The sequence below is a fragment of the Corallococcus exercitus genome (assembly GCF_003611585.1).
GTDB lineage: Bacteria > Myxococcota > Myxococcia > Myxococcales > Myxococcaceae > Corallococcus > Corallococcus exercitus.
In genome coordinates this window covers 1-18,860 of record NZ_RAVW01000170.1, presented here as the reverse complement: position 1 = coordinate 18,860, position 18,860 = coordinate 1, and the positions used below count along the sequence as shown (strand labels likewise).

The window sequence follows — 18,860 nt, the reverse complement described above, 5'->3', positions numbered from 1 at the left end:
GGGCCCGGGACGCCCCCGGCGTGGGGCGTCCGGGGGACGGACGGATTTGCGTGCATCGATTTGCTCCCCGGGGGCTCCTGGGAGACGTGAACGCGTTCTTCAAAGCCCTGCCGGTATGCCTGTTCCTGCTCCTGACCGCGCGCGTCCAGGCCGCACCGCCCGTCGCACCGAAGCCCGGGACCACCCGGTCCGTGAGCGGCCCGTCCGACGCCGAGCGCTACGCGCGCCGCTGCCAGTCCCAGACGGCCCAGCGCATCGCCCGGCCCCAGGGGACGATGCTGTGGGGCACCAAGCGCAGCTGGGATCCGGAGAAGCCGTCGGACGAGCGCACCAGCGTGCTCGTCTCCGTGGCGCTGGACGCCCCCCGGCAGGCGGAGGCCGGGGTGAAGGCCCTGCGCTTCGAGGGTGGCCGCCTGTGGGCGGTCCCCGCACCCGAGACAGGAGCGACGGCCAGCGACGTGGTGGGCACCGTGCTCCAGGGCACCGCCAGCGACGGCAAGCCCGTGGAGGTGGCCATCTGCGGCGCGGAGCCCGCGGCGGATGATCCGGGCCGGGTCTTCTACCGCATCGAGGCCTGGAACGCGGTGGCGCGCGAGTGGGAGAACCCCTGCGTCGCGCTGGACCGCTCGCCCGCGCCCCGGGCGCTCGCGGTGGGCGGCGTGTGGGACGCAAGCGGCGCCCACGCCGACGCCCCGGACCGCGTCACCTTCGCGTGTGAGAACGGCGCCATCTCCAAGTGCATTCTCTGGGGCTACGCGCCCTGGGCCTCCCGCGACGGGCAGTCGCTGGCCGGCCTCCATCAGGCGTGCACCCGGCTGGCCCGCGCGGACTACTGCGGCAACGGCCGGAGCCACACGCGGCAGGACACCACCATCGACATCTATGACCGGATGGGCGTGCTGGAGCGCGCGACCGAGGTGACGCGGGAGTGGGACCCGGCGAAGGGGTCCTTCGAGGCGGCCTGGGCCCCCGACGGCGCCACCTGCCTCTCCCGCACGCGGGATGGGCGCGCGCTGGACCTCATCCTCCAGGAGTGCCCCGGCCGGTTCCAGGCGGACACGGGCAACGCAGGCGAGGCGAGCGAGAGCTGCACGGTGCGGCGCGGCGACGTGAAGCCGGGGGCCGCGCTCCTGCGCAACCTGTCCTACGGGCCTCCGAAGGCGGACCCCGCGCCGGTGCGGTAGGTCAGCCCTCGGACGGCGGCTCGCGCTTCTCGTCGAGCAGCTGGCTGAGGGTCAGGTCCAGCTGGCTGTCCACGAAGGCGATGAAGCTCTGGAAGTCCTCCGTGTTGAGGCCCAGCTGTTCCTGGAGGCGGCGCCGGGTCTCCGCGTAGACCTGCTGCTGCACCCGCTTCAGCCAGCGGGAGATGGTGGACTGGTTGACGCGGAAGAGCGGCGCCATCTCATACGTGGACAGCCGGTCGGCGAAGTGGAGGCGGAGCAGATGGCGGTCCTCGGCCGACAACGTGGCGGCGGCCTCGCGCACGGCCTGACGGAAGGCCGCGTGGTGGCGGCGCTTCATCACGTCCAGCTCCGGATCCAGGCCCTGCGCGGGCAGCGCCTTGAACAGCTCCTCCGCGTCGTCCTCCGTCGAGGGCTTCTCCTGGCCGCGCAGCTTGTTCGCGATGCGCCCGGCGATGACGACCACCCAGCTCAAGAGGCCGCCCCGCCCCGTGTAGTCCGCGATGGCGGGCGCGTGTCCGGCGTTGGCCACCAGCAGCTTCACGCCCACCCGCTGGCGGACCTCGTCGATCATCGCGTCGGGCTGGCGCAGGCCGCGCAGCCGCTCCGGAAGCCGGGCCAGGTAGTGGCGCTCCAGGGCCTCGTGCGCGGCGGAGTGGCCCTGGAGGCACGCGCACGCGAGGTACAGCTCCGCCAGGGACAGGCCGGAGACGAGCGGCGCGATGGGCGTGGTGGGGCTCGCCGGCGGGAGCCGCTCCGCGACGTGGGTCACGAAGTTCGCGGCGGAGAGCGCGACCCCAGGCCAGCGGGCCTGCGCGTCCTCCCAGGCGCGCGACAGCAGGGCCTCGAGCGCCGCGAGGTCCTCCGGCGAGGGGGGCACGAAACGCGTCTTCGTGTGCGAGAGGAAGGTCGCGGCCAGTGCGGGCACCTGGGACATGCCCAAGGCCATACCATGACACGCCCCGCCCCGCCCCCCACGCACGCAGCGCGCACGGTGCCAGAGGCCGTGTCCGCGTGTGTCATTGAACGCCGCGCGCCCCGTGGCTAGCGTGAAGGCCCGGCCCCCGTGATCGAGACCCCTTCCAGCTGCCTGACCGACGAGGTCCTGGTCGAGCTCCTCGAGGACCAGCTGACGGACGAGGCGCTGGCGCAGGTGCACCGCCACGCCGCCGGGTGCGCGGAGTGCCGCGGCCTGCTGGCGACGCTCACGCCCGGCATCCAGCGCTCGGAGGTGGACGACCCGGGGGACCGGGAGACGGACAGCCTGCCGCCGGATCCGGTGCCCTGGACGCCGCCGGATTCGTTCGACGCGTTCCACCTGGAGCGCCCGCTGGGCCGGGGGGGCATGGGCATCGTCTACCTCGCGCACGACACGTCACTGGACCGGCGCGTGGCGGTGAAGTTCATGGCGGCGGCGCAGCCGGATGCGCGCTTCCGCGACCTGTTCACCACCGAGGCCCGGGCGCTCGCGCGGCTGCAGCACGCGAACATCGTCAGCGTGTTCAGCGTGGGCGCCGTGGACGGCCATCCGTACATCGTCTCCGAGTACGTCGTCGGGGAGACGCTCGCGGAGTTGCCCCTGCCGGTGCCGTGGCGGCGGGTGCTGTCCCTGGGCGTGGGCCTGGCGAGGGGGCTGGCAGCGGCGCACCGCCAGGGCGTCCTCCACCGCGACCTCAAGCCCTCCAACGCGCTCGTCACGCGCGAGGGCGAGGTGAAGCTGCTCGACTTCGGCCTCGCCGAGCGCTTCGACGTGGGCGCGGAGCTGGCATCCGGCTCGCCGCTGCTCGTGGGCACGCTCCCCTACATGGCGCCGGAGGTCCTGGCCGGAGGTCCCGCGAGCGCCCGCAGCGACCTGTATGCGCTGGGCCTCATCCTCCACGAGCTGTGCACGGGCCAGGTGCCCCGCCGCGCCTCGCGCCGGCCCGAGGACACGCCGCCCCGCGCCGCGCTGGGCCCGGAGGTGGACCCGGACTTCGCCGCCATCATCCTGCGCTGCCTCGCGGTGGATCCGCACGAGCGCTTCGCTTCGGCGGAGGCGCTGAGCGAAGCGCTGGAGCAACTGGAGCGCTCCATCGCGCCCGCGCCGCTGGCGGCCGGCAATCCCTATCGCGGCCTGGCACCGTTCGCGGCCGAGCACCGAGCGCTCTTCTTCGGACGCGAGGGCGACATCCGCGCCGTGCTGGAGCGCCTGCGCACGCGCCCGCTGGTCCTCGTCGCGGGCGACTCCGGAACGGGCAAGTCCTCGCTGTGCCGCGCGGGGGTGCTGCCCCGCGTGGCGGCTGGAGACCTGGGCGACGGACGGGAGCCGCACGTCATCACGCTGTGGCCCGGCCACCGCCCGCTCGAAGCGCTGGCCGCCGCGCTGGCGCCGGTGCTGGGGCGCAGGGAGGCCGAGCTCGTCACCGCCCTCACGGACACGCCGGCCTGGCTGGGACAGGCGCTGCGCGAGACACATGCTCGCGGGCGGGGACTGCTGCTCTTCATTGATCAACTGGAGGAGCTGCTCACCCTCTCCGACCCGGAGCAGGCCGCGCACTTCGCCCGGCTCCTGGGAGAGCTGGCCCTGCCGTCGCCGGGCGTGCACGTGCTGCTGGCGGTGCGCGGCGACTTCCTCACGCGCCTGTGCGCGCTGCCGGGCCTGGGGGACGAGGCGGAGCGGGCGCTCTACATCCTCCGCCCCCTGTCCCCGGAGGGCGTGCGCGAGGCCATCATCGGTCCGGCCCGCGCGCGGGGCGTGGCCTTCGAGTCTCCGGAGCTGGTGCAGACGCTCGTCGCCTCCACGGCGCATGGCGTGGGCAGCCTGCCGCTCCTCCAGTTCGCGCTCGCGGAGCTGTGGGAGCGGCGCGACTCCGCCGGGGGCCGCATCACGCGCTCGGCGCTGGAGGCGATGGGCGGCGTGGCCGGAGCGCTGTCCCGGCATGCCGACGGCGTGCTCGCGCGCATGAGCCCGGCGGAGCACGCTGCGGCGCGGCGGCTGCTGCTCCAGCTGGTGACGGCGGAGGGCACGCGCATCGAGCGTGGCGCGGAGGACCTCGCCGACGCCTCGGATGAAGTCTCCCGCGCGGCGCTGCGCGTGCTCGTCGAAGGCCGGCTGTTGCACACGCGCACCGTGAACGGCCTGCCGCGCTGGGAGATTGCCCACGAGTCGCTCATCCGCAGCTGGGGCACGCTGCGCGACTGGCTGGACGACGACATCGGGCACCGCGTGCTGCGCAAGCGCGTGGAGGCGGCCAGCGCGGAGTGGGACCGCCTGCGCCGCGCCAGCGAGGCCCTCTGGGGTCAGCGCCAGCTGGATGAAGTGCGGCTCCTGGAGCCCGCCACCCTGGCCTCCCGGGAGCAGGCCTTCCTGCGCGCGTCCCACCGCGCCGTGCGGCGTGCGCGCTGGGGACGGGGGCTCACCGCGCTCGTGCTCGCGCTCGCCGTCCTCGCGTCCTACGGCGGCCTCAAGCTCCAGGCGTACCTGGAGGACTCGCGCTTCATCGCCGCGGAGCTGGGCACCGCGAAGGAGGCACTGGCCTCGGGCCGCACCCTCGCCGCCAGGGCGCTCGCCAGCCGCGAGGAGTCGCTGGCGATGTTCGACGGCCGGGCGCCCTCCTCACTGGGCCCGGAGACCGCGACGGATGCCACGGGCCTTCGCAGCGCCGCGGAGAAGCGGTGGACGGAGACGCTCGCGCTGCGCGACCAGGCGGAAGCAGCCTTCACCCGCGCCAGCCGGAGCCTGGAGCGCGGCCTGGACCGGGACCGCCACCACTCCGACACGCGCCGGCTCATCGCGGCGGTCCTGTCCGAGCGCGTGCTCCTGGCGGAGGCCTTCCATCAGCGCCACGAACGCGACGCCTGGCTGCAACGCCTGGAGCAGGAGGTGGACGCCTCCAAGGAGGGCGCGGCCTGGCTGCGGCGGTTCTACGAGCCCGCGGAGCTGACGTTCGAGAGCCTTCCGTCCGGCGCCCGGGTGTCCCTCTCGCGCGTCGTCCGGAGCGAGGGGCCGTTCCGCCTCGAGGCCCTGCCGGACACCGGCACCTCGCGCTTCGTCCTCCCGGAGGGCTCCTACCTGGTCCACGTCACGCAGCCCGGACGCGTGCCCGTGGACGTCCCGGTGTTCCTCACGCACGGCGCCCGGGAAGCGCTGCGCCTGGCGCTCCCCACGCAGGTGCCCGAAGGGTACGTCTACATTCCGCCGGGGTGCTTCCTGCTGGGCAGCGCCGAGCAGGAGGCGGTGCGCCGCTTCACCTTCAGCCCGCCGATGCATCGCTACTGCCTCACCGGCGGCTTCCTGGTGGGCCGCAACGAGGTGACGTTCGGCGACTGGCTGACCTACCTGGAGGACCTGCCCCCGGACGCGCCCGCGAGGCGGTTCCTGGAGCAGCCGCACTTCGGCGACGGAGGCACCATCACGCTGCGGTGGCGGCAGGGCACGGGCTGGGTCTTCACCTTCCACCGCACCCGCGAGGAGTTCCGCACCGCGAAGGAAGGCGAACCCCTGCTCTACGCGGAGCGCACCCGGCACGCGAGCGTGGACTGGAAGCAGCTCCCGCTGTCCGGCGTGTCCGCGCAGGACCTGGAGGGCTACTTCTACTGGCTCCACCGGACGAAGCGGCTTCCGGGAGCGCGCCTGTGCGGCCAGCACGAATGGGAGTACGCGGCGCGTGGCGCGGATGGCCGCCGCTATCCCCACGGCGACGAGCTCCAGCCGGACGACGCCAACATCGACGCGACCTACGACCGCCGGCCGCTGGCCTTCGGCCCGGACGCGGTGGGAACACATCCCGCGTCGGTGAGCCCGTTCGGCCTGCAGGACATGGCGGGCAACGCCTACGAGCTCACGCGCTCCGTGACGCCGGAGTTCGGCAGCGTCGTGCTCCGGGGAGGCTCCTGGTATTACGACTCGTTCGTCGCGGCGAGCGCCGACCTCTCCCCCGGTGACGCGACCGCGCGGGACGTCCGCAGCGGCGTGCGCGTCTGCGCTTCGTTCGACCCGCGTTGACGCAAGTCGTAAGACCCAGGGGATTTCAATATTTCCTGGATTTGAAGCGATGTCCGAATAAGCATCGTGACGCCTTGGAATCGGGGGTCACCATGAAGCTCGCAACGCTTTGCCTTCGGGTTGTCTGTCTTATCTCCCTCGCCGTGTCGGGCTGTGGCGCGCCGGAGCAGGAGCCGTCCGCCGCCCCGGCCGCGTCCGTCGAAAGCGACTATCGCTGCGAGCCATTGTCCGCGGAGGCGCTGCGGGTCGCCGCGCCATCGGCCGCGCTGGTGCTCGGGCCGTCCGCGAGCGCCGTCACACCCTCCGCGGCCCGCCTCTGTCCCACGGGACAGGTTCCCCGGGCGACGCGCGATCCGGAGCCGCCGCACCACCGCGCGCCCATGCTGGCCGCGAACGTGCCCGGCGACCGTCCCGTGTCCGCGAGCGCCGACGCCTACTACTACGCGGGCGTGATGAAGCCGACGTCGGCCACGGGCTTCCCGCTGGGCGTGGGAGCGCTCATCCAGATCGCCGACCCGGCGGTCGCCAACTGGGGGGACCAGGTCACGGCGGAGACGGCCATCGTGCAGGGCGCCAACACGTCGCTCGTGGAGGTGGGCTACCGCAAGTGGCAGACGACGTACCCCACGCTGCTGCTCGGCAACTGGGTGGGGGGCGTGTTCAAGCACGTCACGGGCTGGGTTCAGACCCATTCCAGCTACTACCCGGGCATGAACCTGTCCGCGTACGTGGGGGCGAAGGTCCGCTTCTACATCGTCTACGCGGGCGGGAACTGGTGGGTGTGGTTCAACGACGGCTGGATGGGCTACTTCCCCGCCTCGCTGTGGGGCGGGAGCTTCACGTCGGGCGACATGGCCCACTGGTACGGCGAGGTGTTTGACTATGGCGCGCGAGTGCCGCCCATCACCGACATGGGCAACGGCCTGTTCGGCACCAACCCGGCCGCCTCCGCCATCGACGAGATGTGCACCCACTCCGGGACCAGCTGCTTCCTCATGAGCGGCGCGTGGACGTCCGTCACCAACGCCACCTACTACGACCTCTACTACCCGGGCGGCTCGTCGCTCCGCTACGGCGGCAACGGCGGCGGGTAGCCGTCAGGGACCGGCGGCCGGGCCAACCACATACACGCGGTTGGCGATGCCGTCCTCGGTGACGTGGCGGTCCAGGCGCAGCCCCAGCCGCTCCGCCACGCGGATGGACGCGACGTTGTTCGGGTGGATGATGGCCACCAGCGGAACGTGTGGCAGGTGCCGGGCCGCGAGCGCCAGCGCGACCCGGGACACCTCCGTCGCGTAACCGGAGCCCCAGGTCTGCGGCGTGAAGCGGTAGGCCAGGTTCAGCACGCGCTGTCCTTCCAGCTCCTTGTGGCGCACGCCGCCCAGGCCCACGACGATGCCGGGCGCGTCCAGCCGCTCCACCAGCCAGTAGCCCACGCCTTCGCGCGCCCAGTCCTCCAGCCAGACGCCCAGGACGCGCCGCGCGTCCTCCCGCGTCTCCATGTAGCCGCGGCGGCTGAACTGGTTCGTCGTTGGATCCGAGTGGAGGGCGAAGACCGCCTCCAGGTCGCTCTCGCGGACGGCGCGCAGCAGCAGCCGGTCGGTGGTCGTGCGTTCGAAGTCCTGGATCATGCCGGGCAGTCTACGTGAGCCACGCCCACTCCAGGTCGTCCAGGGGAAACCCACCGCTCTTGTGGCGCCGGGCGGTGACCTCCTCGCGCCAGGCCTCCCTTCCTCCCGGGAGCGGCCACGCGCGCGACACGGTTCCCCGAGGGTCGGGGGTGAAGTTGAGCAGCAGCATGCGGTTGACGCGGTCGACGGTCTCCGGCGTCGCGCCGGTGCGCAGCTGGAAGTCCGCGCTGAACAGGGCGCCCTCCTCACGGACGGAGTTCCAGGGGCGCTTCGGGTCGATGAACGGCCACAGGCCCAGGAGCGGAGGCTCCACGCCTTCGAGCAGCGCCGCGCACAGCCGGTCGTGGCCATCCAGCACCAGCCACTTCGCCAGGATGTCCACGTACAGCAGCAGCACGGGCGGCAACGTGCCGTCCCGCGCGCGCTTGCGCCAGCTCTTCACGCGCCCATCCTCTGGGTGAGAGGGCGCGCGCAGCCCGAGCACGGCGCCCGGCCGCTGTCCGGGTGCGTTCTCCCACCAGTCCTCCTTCCACGCGGGCAGGTACCGCTCCACGGCGTCCAGCGAGTGCGGCGGCATGGGAGGCTGACCGAAGCCCCACTCCATGGGGGAGATGGGATGCCGCTCCGCCTTCTCCGCGGGGATGGCGCGCACAGGGCGCAGACACCAGTGCCCGGCGTGGAGCACGGGCAGCGGACACTCCACGAGCGCCCGCGCCAGCCGCCAGCTCCAGTCCTCCCACCAGGCCTCGGAACCGGAGGGGGCCTCCACGGCCCGGACCTCGGGCGCGGACAGGCGGGGCAGGAGCCACGGGAAGGGCCACGTGCCCCGGAGGAAGACGGCGCGGTCCCAGTACGCGTCGATGCGGGTCCACAGCAGCGGCTGTGCCATGCAGCGCAGGCGGATCCGGTAGTCCGGAGCGGCCTCCAGACACACGGCGGGACGTTGGGCCCAGCGGCCCTTCGCGGGCACGTGCAGCAGCAGCCCGGGGCCAGGGGTCTCCAGTCCCCAACTCCGGGTGTCATCCGCCACGATGGAGACACCGGGGTGCTGCATGCGCCGCGCTCCTGGTTGTGCCCAGCCGGTCCGGGCTCCTGGAGCGTACTCCGGGTGACGCCCGTACCGCCGACCGCACGCCTGCCTTGCGGCCATGCGGGGACTGCCCGCTCCCCCCTGCCATCCCAGGACGGCCGCCCCCACCTTGAGGGCAGGAGGTGATGGGACCATGGCGGAGAGGATTCTCGAGAAGCAGCACGAGCACGAGCGAGAGCAGGAGCGAGAGCGGCTGCGGGAGCAGGAGCAGAAGGACCTGGAGGTCGAGTCGCATCGCGGCGCCCGTCCTCTGGAGGGGTTCGCGGGAGGCCACACGACGTGGACGGGCGACCAGGACGATGGGGCCGCGGCCCGCGTGCACGCCGGTGACGCCGAGGCCTCCTGGGAGGCCAGTGAGCGGCAGGCCCGGCTGGAGCCCGCCGAGCCCAAGGACGAGGACGAAGACACGTCCGGGTTGCGCCGCGAGTAGTGGAGTTCAGCGCGGGCGCGCACCCCAGAGATGGCGGGCTTCTTCCGCGAGGAGGTCGGGGTACTCCTCGGGGAAGAAGAGCCGGGCGCCGGGCACCCGCCGCACGCCCCGGGAGTTGCCCAGCGTCCGGTCCAGGTAATCCGCGCTGGAGGCAGAGAAGATCGTGTCGCCCGTGCCCCAGACGATGCGGACCGGCACCTGGCAGCGTTTGAGCGCGGGCTCGATGCCCGCGAGCGAGTTCTGATCCAGGGCCAGCGTATACGCGTGCACCTGGTCTCTTCCCCGCGCCGAGCGCACCAGCGGCGCGAAGTAGTATTCGATGGCCTCGTCGGTGGGCTGGGAGGGATGGGTGTATGTCATTCCCCCAATGCCTGTCTCCGAACGGGCCAGGAGCTTGTCCGCGAGCCACGGCGCCCCCGCTGTCGTTCGCGACAAGGTCGACGGTCGGGATGGACAGTCCGTCCAGCAGCGTCACGAGCATGTCCACCTGCGACGCGGGTGAGACGTCCTGGCCGTCGGCGACCTCCGTGTAGCCCAGGCCCATGAAGTCGGGGGCGACGCAGCGGCGGTCGGAGGACAGGCGCTCCAGGGCACCGCGCCACTGGAAGCCATTGAGCGGGAAGCCGTATTGGAGGCGCTGGGGCTGGCGCTCGCGGCGGAGGTGGGCGCGCAGCTGGGTCGCGCGCCCAGGCTGGAGCCCTCCCGTGCGCCCCGCCGCCTCGCTCGCGATGGAGTCCATGCGGCCCTCGCCGCCATCGAACAGGGCTCGACGGAGGAGCTGACCCTGGGCGAGCTGGCGCGGGTGGCCGGCATGAGCCCGTATCACTTCCTCCGGGTGTTCAAGCGGGAGACGGGGCTGACGCCGCACCGCTACCTGCTGCGGACGCGGGTGTTCCACGCGCTGGCACTGCTGCGCGACACGCGAAGGCCGGTGACGGAGATCGCGCTCGACGTGGGGTTCGGAGACCTGTCGAACTTCATCCACACGTTCCGCAGGGAGCTGGGCTGCTCCCCGCGGGCCTTCCGCCAGACGACGCCCGGTGAATGGGCCGCCGCGAACCGCCGGGCTCAGGGCGCGCAGTAGCGCAGCGACCGCAGCGTGTAGGACCGGGGGTTGTCGGTGGCGTTCATCAGGAGTGCCCCCATCCACTGGCCCGGCAGCTCATGCATCAACACCCACTCGCCATGGCGATGCATGGGCATGGGAAGAGCCCCGGGGGTCCAGTCCGTCACGATGCCTGACGGGCTCATGCCCCAGAACCGTCCCTCGAAATCGAAGAACGTGTCCTGGCCCGTGACCGGTGCGTAGCGCATGGAGATCCAGGCCACCTGGAGTCCGCGCGACGTCACCGTGGCACCAAGCCATGCGGACTGACTCGGCGTCGTGGGAGTCAGCGTTTCCAGGCCGCCATTGCTGAACAGGGCTCGCACCTGCTGGAGCTGTGGGTTCGCACCTCCAGCAGCGCGAAGGAGCAGCATCGGCTCGCCCGACGGGCTTTCCGGTGTAGGGGGCGACAGCAGCAGCCTGGGAGTGGACGAATACCCGGCAGTGAGGATGCGCTCCTCTCCAATCAGGGAGAGACTTGAGTCATAGCGTCTCAGCCGGATGCGCTCTTCGTCGGCCACGCCCGCGCCTTCCACGGCCAGCACGACGAAGCTTCCGTCCCCCAGGCTCAGGACCTTCGGGCCGAAGAGCGAAGTGCGCGCCTGCTCCGCCTGGAACAGGACCCGGGGTTCGGAGAGGACCTGGCCGTCCGCATCCACCATCATGCCCAGGAGTTCGCGGGCGTCACCGGTGGCGGGCGCGGAGGAAACCCAGGTCACCAGGCCATGACCTCCATCCCGGGAGAAGGCCAGGCGGGCCGGTGCGTATCTCGCGGGCTGCTCGAACAGCAAGACTCCCGGCGGCTCGGTGAGCGGGGCTCCCTGTTCATTGAGGGGAAGCAGCCGGCCCTGGGTGGAGTCGTAGGTCGAGCCCTGCACCGAGTAGAAGAGCGCGAGCCCACGCGAAGTGCGCACCAGCTGTGCCGCCGTGGCGGGATCGATGCCCGTCGCGACCGGAATGACCGTCGTGCCGACAAGGGACAAGGCCGTGTCCAGCCGAAGGAGCTGGATTTGCCCGGGACGGTCGGAGACGACCACCAGCAAGCCCCCTTCCACCGGGGCACTGTCCACCATGCTGGCATACGGAGCCCACTGCATCGGAGCGACGTCGGCCCACGTCGCCGGATCCGTCACCCCGTCGCAGTCGTTGTCCAGACCGTCGCAGCGCGTCTCCGCCGCCTCGTAGTCCGCGCCATAGGAGCGCGCCGTGCACACCGGCTCGTAGGCGCCGTCCACCAGGGCCCGGTTCGCCCCAGCGCAGACGCCCTGGGTCTTCTCGCAGGGCTGGGCCTGCGCCACGCCACTGTCGGGCGTCCCGGCATCGTCCGTGACACCGGCATCCCCCTGCGTGCCGGCATCCGGCACGGGCGGCGGCGGCATGGAGGAGGAATCACAGCCCGCGAGCACCAGAGCCAATGCCAATGCCAACCATCCCCACGACTTCATCGGTGATTGCATGGTCTTTGGTATCAAGGGGCGCAGTAACGAAGTGAGTGGAAGGTGTAGGACGGAGGGTCGTCCGTGGCGGTCCTCAGGAGCGCTCCCATCCACTGGCCCGGCAGCTCGTGCAGTCGCACTGCGGCGCCCTGAAGAGAGATGGACAGGGGCGTGGGGCCCGGAGTCCAATCCGTCATGACGCCAGACGGGCCCAAGCCCCAGAGCCGTCCCTTCCAGGGACTGGGGGGTGCCGCCTGGGGGATATCCGTGAAGGTCGTGGAGAGCCAGGCCAGTTGGAGCCCCCGGGAGGTCACCGTGGCGCCAAGCGCGGAGGACTGACTCCACGTCGTGGGCGTCAGCGTCTCCGACATCTCCGGTTCGAAGAGTGAGCGCAGCTGATGGATCCGGGGCGTGGGTCCATCCGCTTCGCGGTAGAGCAACATCGGCTCCCATCCGCCGCCATCGTCCCTTGGCGCCATCAGCAGCTCGGGAATGGCCATGTACGCCACGGGGAAGATTCGCTCTTCTCCCACGGGGCCCAGCTCGCGGTCCCAACGCCGCATCCGGAACCACGACTTTTCGCGCTCCCCACCATCCTCGTGAATCGTGACCAGGAAGCCCCCATCCTCAAGGCCCAGCACCTCGGGTGAGGAGAAATGGAAGGCGTCCGATTGGAACAACACCCGGGGCTCGGCCAGGACCGCTCCGTTCGCGTCGACGACCATGCCCCGCACCTCACGGTCATCGAGGATGTCCACGGTCCAGACCACGGCAATCCGCGCCCCATCCATGGATACAGCCACGCGCGCCGAGCCTCCCCAGCCCCCCCAATACCGGGCCTGCTCGAACAGAACGATGCCTTCGGGAGGGCCGAGCGGAACGCCCTGCTCATCCAGTTGCACGAGGTGTCCCTGAGCAAAGGCGCCCGACTGGAAATGATGCGCCGTGAAGTAGAGCGCCAAGCCGCGCGAGGTGCGCAGCAACTGGGCCTGCGAGAAGGGCGATGAAGCTGCATCCAACGGAATGAGCGATGAGCTTTGCAGGGTCAGGGACTCGTCGAACTGGAGGACTTTGATGCCCTCCGAGCTGTCGACGTAGGTCATCAGGAAGCCCCCGGCCACGGGCAGGCTGTCCACTGAGGCATCGTCGGGCACGAACTTCGTCGGAGTGATGTCCGTCCACGTCGCTGGATCCGTCACCCCGTCACAGTCGTTGTCCAGGCCATCGCAAAGCGTCTCCGTGGCCTCGTAGTCCGCGCCATAGGAGCGCGAGGTGCACACGGGCTCATAGGCGCCCTCCACCATGGCCCGCTTCGCGCCCGAGCACACGCCCTGGGTCTTCTCGCAGGGCAGGGCCTCCGCCACGCCGCTGTCAGGTGTTCCCGCGTCGTCCGTGACGCCCGCGTCGCTCCGGGTCCCCGCATCCACCTGCGTGCCGGCGTCCCGCTCCGGCCCCGACGGGCTCGTGTTGGAACCACAGCCCACGAGCCACAAGGCCAGCACCCACGACTTCATCCGCGATTGCATATTCCCCTCTCGGTGACGTCCTGAGCCAATCGAAGCGCAATGGACGCAAGGCCTGACATCCATTCAGGAGTTCCCCAACACCCAACCCCTATCACATCCGCCAATGGCCTACCCGCGCAGCACCGCCAGCCCGCGCAGGAAGTCCTCCGGCAGCGGTGACTCCACCTGGACGACCTGGCCCGTCGCCGAGGACGGCACCTCCAGGCGCCACGCGTGCAGTGCCTGACGCCCCACTGCGAGCGCCGCCGGGTGCTTGCGCGCCGCCTCCGTGCCGTAGAGCGAATCCCCCAGCACCGGGAACCCGGCCTCCGACAGCTGCACGCGGATCTGATGCGTGCGCCCCGTGTCCAGGTCGATGTCCAGCAGCGCTCCCTCCCGGAACCGCTCGCGCACCGTGAACGTCAGCGCCGCGCGCCGGGCGGACGGCACGCGGGTGGTGAAGCGGCGTGGGTCCTTCGGGTCCCTCGCGTACGGCCCCTCCAACCTTCCGGTGTCCGGCGGCCGTCCCAGCACCAGCGTCTGGTAGCGCTTGTCCACGCGCTTCTCCTGGAACGCCTTCAAGAGCGCCGCCACCGCGTCATCCGTGCGGGCCAATGCCAGACAGCCGCTGGTCTCGCGGTCCAGCCGGTGCACCACTCCCGGCTGGGCCACGCCCTCCACGTCGAACGGCGGGCACCGCGCCGCGAGCAGCCCCACCACCGACGCCGCCCGTCCCTCCGGCTCCACCACCAGGTCCGGCGGCTTGGCCACGATGACGAGCGCCGCGTCGTCGTACAGCACCGGCAGCTCCGGCCCTTCCACGGAAGCATGCGGCGACGGCCGGGGCTCCGGCGCCTCCAGCGTGAGCTCCTCGCCGCCCCACAGCTTGCGCGTCGCCTGCGCCTTCTTGCCCCGGATGCGCACCCGTCCTGCGTCCAGCAGCGCCCGGGCCCGCTCCGGCGTGAGGCCCGGGATGTGCTTCGTCAGGAACCGGTCGAGCCGCTCGCCGGCAATCTCCCGGGGAACCACGAGAACCTTGAGGCGCGTCATGCCTTTCCCCGTCTCCCAAGGCAGGCAGGGAGTCAACCACCGTGTAGGCGTGCGCCCACCGAGCACACGTCAGGGGCGCGCAGTAGAAAGGGGCCCTCCGTGGCCACCTCCCTGTTTTCCCGTTCGGGCTCTGCTCGGGCTCTGTCCCACCGCGACTTCACCCTTCTCTGGTTGGGCACGCTCGTGTCCAACATCGGCACGTGGATGGAGTCCGTCGCGCTGGGGGTCTACGTCACGCAGGTGACGGGCCAGGCCGCCTGGACGGGCGGCGTCGCGGCGCTGACGCACCTGCCCTCGCTGGTGCTCGCGCCCCTGGGTGGCGCGCTCGCGGACCGCTTCGACCGGCGCACCTTCATGGCCGTGTGCGTATGCGTGCAGGCGCTGCTGGCCGCGTTGCTCACGGTGCTGGCCGGCACGGGGAACCTGTCGGTGCCGTGGGTGGCGGCCATCTCGCTGCTCAACGGCGCCTTCAGCACGCTGGTCATCCCCTGCGCCACGGCGCTCACCGTGGCCGTCGTGCCCAAGGAGGACCTGCACAACGCGCTCAGCCTGGACTCGGCGCAGTTCAACCTGGGCCGCATCATCGGCCCCGTGCTGGCCGCGCTCGTGCTGACGAAGGTGGGCATCGCCGGGGCGCTCTTCGTCAACACGCTGTCGTTCCTCGCGGTGCTGCTGGCGCTCGCGGCGATGCGCGGTGCCGCGGCGAGCGCCGTGCCCCCGAAGGTGGAGGCGCTCTGGGCCGGCATCATGCGGGGCGTGCACCTGGCGTGGACGGACCCGGGCATCGCCCTCGCGCTGGGCTCCGGGGCGCTGGTGGGCCTGCTCATCTCTCCCTTCGTGGGGCTGGTGCCGGTGTTCGCCCTGAAGGTGCTGGGCGGGGACGCGACCACCACGTCCATGCTGCTCACCGCGCAGGGGACGGGCGCGGTCATCGCGGCGTTCGGCTCCGGCGCCCTCGTCGCGCGGTTTGGACGGCGGGCCTTCCTGGAGACCGCGCTGCTGCTCGTGGGGCTGTGCTCCGCCGCGTACTGGCTGTCCCCCACGCTGCCCATCGCCCTGGTGACACTGTTCATCCTGGGCGCCGTGTACCTCGTCGCCTTCACCGGCTTGAAGACGGTGTGCCAGGCGCGCACGCCGCCGGAGCTGCAGGCGCGCGTGAGCAGCCTGTTCCTGCTGCTGGTGAACGCGGGCTACATCCTGGGCGTCTGGGGACAGGGCGCGCTGTCGGACCGCGTGGGCGTGCGGCCCATCACCGCGGGCTGCGCCCTGCTCTTCTTCGGCATCGTGGTGGGGATGCGGACCCTGCGCTCCCGGGGCCTGGCCGCGCTGGGCACCTGAGCGTTCAGCCCTCCACAGGCGCCTTCACCGGCAGGAGCGCCAGCACGCGCGCGAGGATGGCGACGCCCTCCTCGTACTCCGGCAGGTCGATGTGCTCGTTCGGCGTGTGGTCCAACGCCGCGTCGCCGGGGCCGTAGGCCACGGTGGGCACGCTCCACGCGGAGGCCACGGTGTTCCAGTCGGACGTGCCCGTCTTCAGGCGCAGCGTGGGCTTCACGCCGCGCTCGCGGATGGCCTGCTTGAAGACGCGGGAGAGCGCGTCGTTGCCGTTCGTGGACACGGCGTTCTTCCTCGCCACGGTGCGCACCGTCACGGTGGGCACGGTGGCCAGCGCCGCGAGCAGCGCTTCGGTGTCCGTGGACGGGCCGGTGCGGATGCTCACCGCGGCCGTGGCCCACTCCTCCGTCTCCGTCGCGCCGGTGTGGAAGGCGTTGAGGGAGGGCAGGTTCTGCTCGAAGAGGGACGGCCGCTCGCGGTTCCAGTCGTCGCACAGCCGCTTGAGCGCGTTCCACGCGTCGATGACGTGCTCGGCGGCGGCGCGATAGTCGCGGCTCGCGGTGTGGCGGCGGCTGGCGCGGTGCTCCAGGTCCAGGCGCAACAGCCCCTTGTAGCCAATGGTCACCGCGTGCGCGCCGCTGGGCTCGCCGTTGATGACGAAGTCGGGGGCGTACTGCTCGCGCACGTGCAGGGCGCCGCGCGTGATGGCGACCTCCTCCTCCACGCAGCCCAGCAGCAGGAACTGCTTGCCGGCGCGCTCGGCGTCGTCCAGCAGCTCCACCGCTTCGATGAACGCGCACAGGGGCCCCTTGGCGTCCACCGCGCCCCGGCCATAGAGCTTCTGGCCCTCCAGCCGCACGGGCACTTCGCCGGGCACGGTGTCGATGTGGCCCAGGAACGCGATGACGGTGTCCCCGTCCCCGTAGCGGGCGACGGCGTTGCCCACGGCGTCGGTGTGCGCCTTCCAGCCGCGCGCGCCCAGCCGCTCCACCAGCGCTCCGGCGAAGGAGGCCTCCTGATGGCTGGGGCTGTACTGCTCCACCATCCACCGCAACAAGTCGACGCCCGGCTCACGCGCCCGCATCCGCCCCGCCTTTGTCCCGAAGGGTGAACTTCGTGCCGCCCGCCTCCTCCAGCGCGGAGAACACCGGCCGCGCCACGCGCGACGCGCTCACATACGCGGCAGGGACTCCGCCCTCCAGCGCCCGGCGCACGGCCTCCAGCTTGTAGCGCATGCGTCCGCCCGCGAGCGGCATGCAGCCCTCCACGTCGTCGCTCGCACGCACCAGCGTCGCGGGGTCCTTCGGATCCGCGAGCAGCCCCGGCACGTTGGAGAGGATGATCAGCGCCCTGGCGCTCAGCGCCGCCGCGATGGACGACGCCACGTGGTCCGCGTCCACGTTCACGAGCACGCCGTCCTCCGTCACCGCCGGAGGACACACGACGGGCACGTAGCCGCCGTCCAGGAGCGTCCCCAGGAGCGCCGAGTTCACCACCGAGACCTCTCCGGCCAGGTGTTCGCGGTCAATGCGCATCCGCCCGTCGGCGCCCTGCAGCTTGAGCGGCGGGCGCCTGCGCGCGGTGAGCACGCGGCCGTCCGCGCCGCACAGCCCCAGCGCGGTGACGCCCTTCGCGAGCAGCGCCAGCACCACGGCCTTGTTCACTTCACCCACCCACGCCATGGTGAGCGCGCGCAGCGTGGGCGCGTAGGTGAGGCGCACGACGTTGCCGTTCGCGGTGGTCGCCTCCGGGCGCTCCATGCCCAGCGAGCCCAGGAGCCGCTCACCGGCCTCCGAGCCGCCGTTGACGACGACGACGCGCTCGCCCTGGCGGACGAGTTCCACCACGTCCGCGCAGACGTTCTCCAGGTCCACGCCCGCCGCGCCGCCAATCTTCACGACGACGGGGCGACGGGCTGGAGTGGCGGGATTCGCGCTCATCCGATGACGCTCGCGCCGCCGTCCACGAGTTGCACGGTGCCGGTGATGAAGGATGCGCGTTCACTGGCGAGGAACACCGCCGCGGCGGCGAACTCCTCCGGGAGCCCCACGCGCTTGAGCGGGATGTGGGCGCCCATGGCGCGAAGCCCCGCTTCCACGTCCCCCGCGTTGCCGGCGGTGCGCTCCACGGGCGGCGTGCGCATGTAGCCCGGCGCCAGCACGTTGACGGTGATGCCGCTGTCGCCCAGTTCCTGAACCAGCGCGGCGGAGAAGCCGACGATGCCCAGGCGGGCGAAGCCGGACAGCGCGAAGCGGGCCACCGGCCGGACCACCGTCTCCGAGGTGATGAACAGCAGGCGTCCCCACCCGGCCTTCTTGAGGTGAGGCAGCGCCGCGAGCGCCAGGGAGATGGGCGGAAGGAGCACCGCGTCCGCCGCGCTCCGGTACGCGTCCACGCCGAAGGTGGAGCCCGGGCCCGGAGGCGGGCCCCCGCTGTTGGTGACGACGACGTGCAGCGCGCCCAGCTTCGCGACCACCTCGTCCACCCACCGGCGCACGTCCGCGTCGTCCTTCACGTCCACGCGCGTCGCCAGCACACGGCCACCGCGAGCCACGGCCTTGAGCCGAGCTTCGGCCTGGGCCAGCCGGTCCGTGTCCCGGGCGCCGATGGCGACATGCGCGCCTTCCTTCGCCAGCTCCTCCGCGACGGCGAGCCCCAGCCCGCTGGAGCCTCCAGCGACGAGCGCGACCTTGTTGGCGAGTCCCAGTTCCATCCGCGTCCCTCCAGAAGTTGGCGCCCAGCCGCGCCTGAGTCATCCCACCGCACGCCACCGAACCGCGCACCAAGGTCCCAACCGATCCGACTGTCGGGCCCGCTTCCGCCGCTCGGGTGGAGCCCCCCTCCCAGCGCCGTTCTCCAACGGGTCCGACTGTCGGACCAGTTCCTGCGGCCCGGGTGGGCCACCTCTTCCCCACTGCCGTTTCCCAACCGGTCCAGCTGTCGGACCAGTTCCTGCGGCCCGGCTGGAGCAGCCCTCGCCGCCGCCGTTCCCCGACTGGTCCGACTGTCGGACCACTTCCCGCGGCCCGGTGGAGCCCCCCTCCCAGCGCCGTTCTCCAACGGGTCCGACTGTCGGACCAGTTCTCTCAGCCCGGGTGCTGTCTCTTATCCAC

16 protein-coding genes are annotated in these 18,860 nt (G+C 71.9%); 6 read left to right on the top strand and 10 right to left on the bottom strand.

Annotation, left to right across the window (positions count from 1 at the left end; translation table 11 throughout):
• Positions 1-1,184 (top strand): ADYC domain-containing protein (locus D7W79_RS21225; protein ID WP_338078815.1); only part of this gene is annotated, 1,184 nt, incomplete at its 5' end.
• Position 1,185: 1 nt separating this feature from the next.
• On the opposite strand, the gene D7W79_RS21220 is transcribed toward D7W79_RS21225, so the two are convergent.
• Complete coding sequence (locus tag D7W79_RS21220) at positions 1,186-2,118, bottom strand: sigma-70 family RNA polymerase sigma factor (protein ID WP_120527211.1); 933 nt, start codon at positions 2,116-2,118, stop codon at positions 1,186-1,188.
• A gap of 129 nt (positions 2,119-2,247) precedes the next feature.
• Between D7W79_RS21220 and D7W79_RS21215 the strand changes: the two genes are divergently transcribed.
• Both D7W79_RS21215 and D7W79_RS21210 read left to right on the top strand, forming a co-directional pair.
• On the top strand, positions 2,248-6,165 hold the full coding sequence (locus D7W79_RS21215; RefSeq protein WP_120527208.1) for a bifunctional serine/threonine-protein kinase/formylglycine-generating enzyme family protein: 3,918 nt from the start codon (positions 2,248-2,250) through the stop codon (positions 6,163-6,165).
• Positions 6,166-6,308: 143 nt separating this feature from the next.
• Positions 6,309-7,259, top strand: a complete 951-nt coding sequence (locus tag D7W79_RS21210; RefSeq protein WP_208729794.1) for a neprosin family prolyl endopeptidase — start codon at positions 6,309-6,311, stop codon at positions 7,257-7,259.
• A 3-nt stretch (positions 7,260-7,262) separates the two neighbouring features.
• Here D7W79_RS21210 and D7W79_RS21205 read toward each other — a convergent pair whose 3' ends face one another.
• Positions 7,263-7,796 carry a GNAT family N-acetyltransferase gene (locus D7W79_RS21205; RefSeq protein WP_120527206.1) on the bottom strand — a complete coding sequence of 178 codons (534 nt, stop codon included), beginning with the start codon at positions 7,794-7,796 and terminating at the stop codon, positions 7,263-7,265.
• Positions 7,797-7,806: 10 nt separating this feature from the next.
• Entirely contained in the window at positions 7,807-8,850 is a 1,044-nt protein-coding gene (locus D7W79_RS21200) for a hypothetical protein (protein WP_120527205.1), read from the bottom strand.
• Between the two features lie 169 nt (positions 8,851-9,019).
• On the opposite strand from D7W79_RS21200, the gene D7W79_RS21195 reads away from it, so the two are divergent.
• Entirely contained in the window at positions 9,020-9,316 is a 297-nt protein-coding gene (locus D7W79_RS21195) for a hypothetical protein (protein ID WP_120527204.1), read from the top strand.
• Positions 9,317-9,322: 6 nt separating this feature from the next.
• On the opposite strand, the gene D7W79_RS44545 is transcribed toward D7W79_RS21195, so the two are convergent.
• Positions 9,323-9,676 (bottom strand): alpha/beta fold hydrolase, encoded by a 354-nt coding sequence (locus D7W79_RS44545; RefSeq protein ID WP_208729793.1) that lies wholly within the window; start codon positions 9,674-9,676, stop codon positions 9,323-9,325.
• Between the two features lie 268 nt (positions 9,677-9,944).
• Here D7W79_RS44545 and D7W79_RS43735 point away from each other — a divergent pair, with 268 nt between their 5' ends.
• On the top strand, positions 9,945-10,400 hold the full coding sequence (locus tag D7W79_RS43735; protein WP_208729792.1) for a helix-turn-helix domain-containing protein: 456 nt from the start codon (positions 9,945-9,947) through the stop codon (positions 10,398-10,400).
• Here the strand turns inward: D7W79_RS43735 and D7W79_RS21180 are convergent.
• From D7W79_RS21180 to D7W79_RS21165, 3 genes are all read right to left on the bottom strand, one after another.
• Entirely contained in the window at positions 10,385-11,878 is a 1,494-nt protein-coding gene (locus D7W79_RS21180; protein WP_208729791.1) for a putative metal-binding motif-containing protein, read from the bottom strand. The two genes, D7W79_RS43735 and D7W79_RS21180, sit on opposite strands and share 16 nt — an antisense overlap.
• 11 nt (positions 11,879-11,889) lie before the next feature.
• Entirely contained in the window at positions 11,890-13,383 is a 1,494-nt protein-coding gene (locus tag D7W79_RS21170) for a putative metal-binding motif-containing protein (RefSeq protein ID WP_147441993.1), read from the bottom strand.
• Positions 13,384-13,491: 108 nt separating this feature from the next.
• Positions 13,492-14,412 carry an RluA family pseudouridine synthase gene (locus tag D7W79_RS21165; RefSeq protein ID WP_120527200.1) on the bottom strand — a complete coding sequence of 307 codons (921 nt, stop codon included), beginning with the start codon at positions 14,410-14,412 and terminating at the stop codon, positions 13,492-13,494.
• Between the two features lie 99 nt (positions 14,413-14,511).
• Here D7W79_RS21165 and D7W79_RS21160 point away from each other — a divergent pair, with 99 nt between their 5' ends.
• Positions 14,512-15,750 carry an MFS transporter gene (locus D7W79_RS21160; RefSeq protein ID WP_120527199.1) on the top strand — a complete coding sequence of 413 codons (1,239 nt, stop codon included), beginning with the start codon at positions 14,512-14,514 and terminating at the stop codon, positions 15,748-15,750.
• 4 nt (positions 15,751-15,754) lie between these two features.
• Here D7W79_RS21160 and D7W79_RS21155 read toward each other — a convergent pair whose 3' ends face one another.
• From D7W79_RS21155 to D7W79_RS21145, 3 genes are read right to left on the bottom strand one after another with little or no spacing between them, the layout of a single operon-like run.
• The gene (locus tag D7W79_RS21155; protein ID WP_120527198.1) at positions 15,755-16,831 is read right to left on the bottom strand and encodes a M20/M25/M40 family metallo-hydrolase; all 1,077 of its coding nucleotides are present in this window, start codon (positions 16,829-16,831) and stop codon (positions 15,755-15,757) included.
• Entirely contained in the window at positions 16,818-17,687 is an 870-nt protein-coding gene (locus D7W79_RS21150; protein WP_120527197.1) for a [LysW]-aminoadipate kinase, read from the bottom strand. The genes D7W79_RS21155 and D7W79_RS21150 overlap by 14 nt, the downstream gene beginning before the upstream one ends.
• Positions 17,684-18,460 carry an SDR family NAD(P)-dependent oxidoreductase gene (locus tag D7W79_RS21145; protein ID WP_120527196.1) on the bottom strand — a complete coding sequence of 259 codons (777 nt, stop codon included), beginning with the start codon at positions 18,458-18,460 and terminating at the stop codon, positions 17,684-17,686. The genes D7W79_RS21150 and D7W79_RS21145 overlap by 4 nt, the downstream gene beginning before the upstream one ends.
• Positions 18,461-18,860 lie beyond the last annotated feature (400 nt).

Excerpts from the sequence above, each read along its gene's own strand:
- D7W79_RS21220 (WP_120527211.1), bottom strand. The coding sequence starts at position 2,118 with ATGTCCCAGGTGCCCGCACTGGCCGCGACCTTCCTCTCGCACACGAAG.
- D7W79_RS21205 (WP_120527206.1), bottom strand. The coding sequence starts at position 7,796 with ATGATCCAGGACTTCGAACGCACGACCACCGACCGGCTGCTGCTGCGC.
- D7W79_RS21200 (WP_120527205.1), bottom strand. The coding sequence starts at position 8,850 with ATGCAGCACCCCGGTGTCTCCATCGTGGCGGATGACACCCGGAGTTGG.
- D7W79_RS21195 (WP_120527204.1), top strand. The coding sequence starts at position 9,020 with ATGGCGGAGAGGATTCTCGAGAAGCAGCACGAGCACGAGCGAGAGCAG.
- D7W79_RS44545 (WP_208729793.1), bottom strand. The coding sequence starts at position 9,676 with ATGACATACACCCATCCCTCCCAGCCCACCGACGAGGCCATCGAATAC.
- D7W79_RS21180 (WP_208729791.1), bottom strand. The coding sequence starts at position 11,878 with ATGCAATCACCGATGAAGTCGTGGGGATGGTTGGCATTGGCATTGGCT.
- D7W79_RS21170 (WP_147441993.1), bottom strand. The coding sequence starts at position 13,383 with ATGCAATCGCGGATGAAGTCGTGGGTGCTGGCCTTGTGGCTCGTGGGC.
- D7W79_RS21165 (WP_120527200.1), bottom strand. The coding sequence starts at position 14,412 with ATGACGCGCCTCAAGGTTCTCGTGGTTCCCCGGGAGATTGCCGGCGAG.
- D7W79_RS21155 (WP_120527198.1), bottom strand. The coding sequence starts at position 16,831 with ATGCGGGCGCGTGAGCCGGGCGTCGACTTGTTGCGGTGGATGGTGGAG.
- D7W79_RS21150 (WP_120527197.1), bottom strand. The coding sequence starts at position 17,687 with ATGAGCGCGAATCCCGCCACTCCAGCCCGTCGCCCCGTCGTCGTGAAG.
- D7W79_RS21145 (WP_120527196.1), bottom strand. The coding sequence starts at position 18,460 with ATGGAACTGGGACTCGCCAACAAGGTCGCGCTCGTCGCTGGAGGCTCC.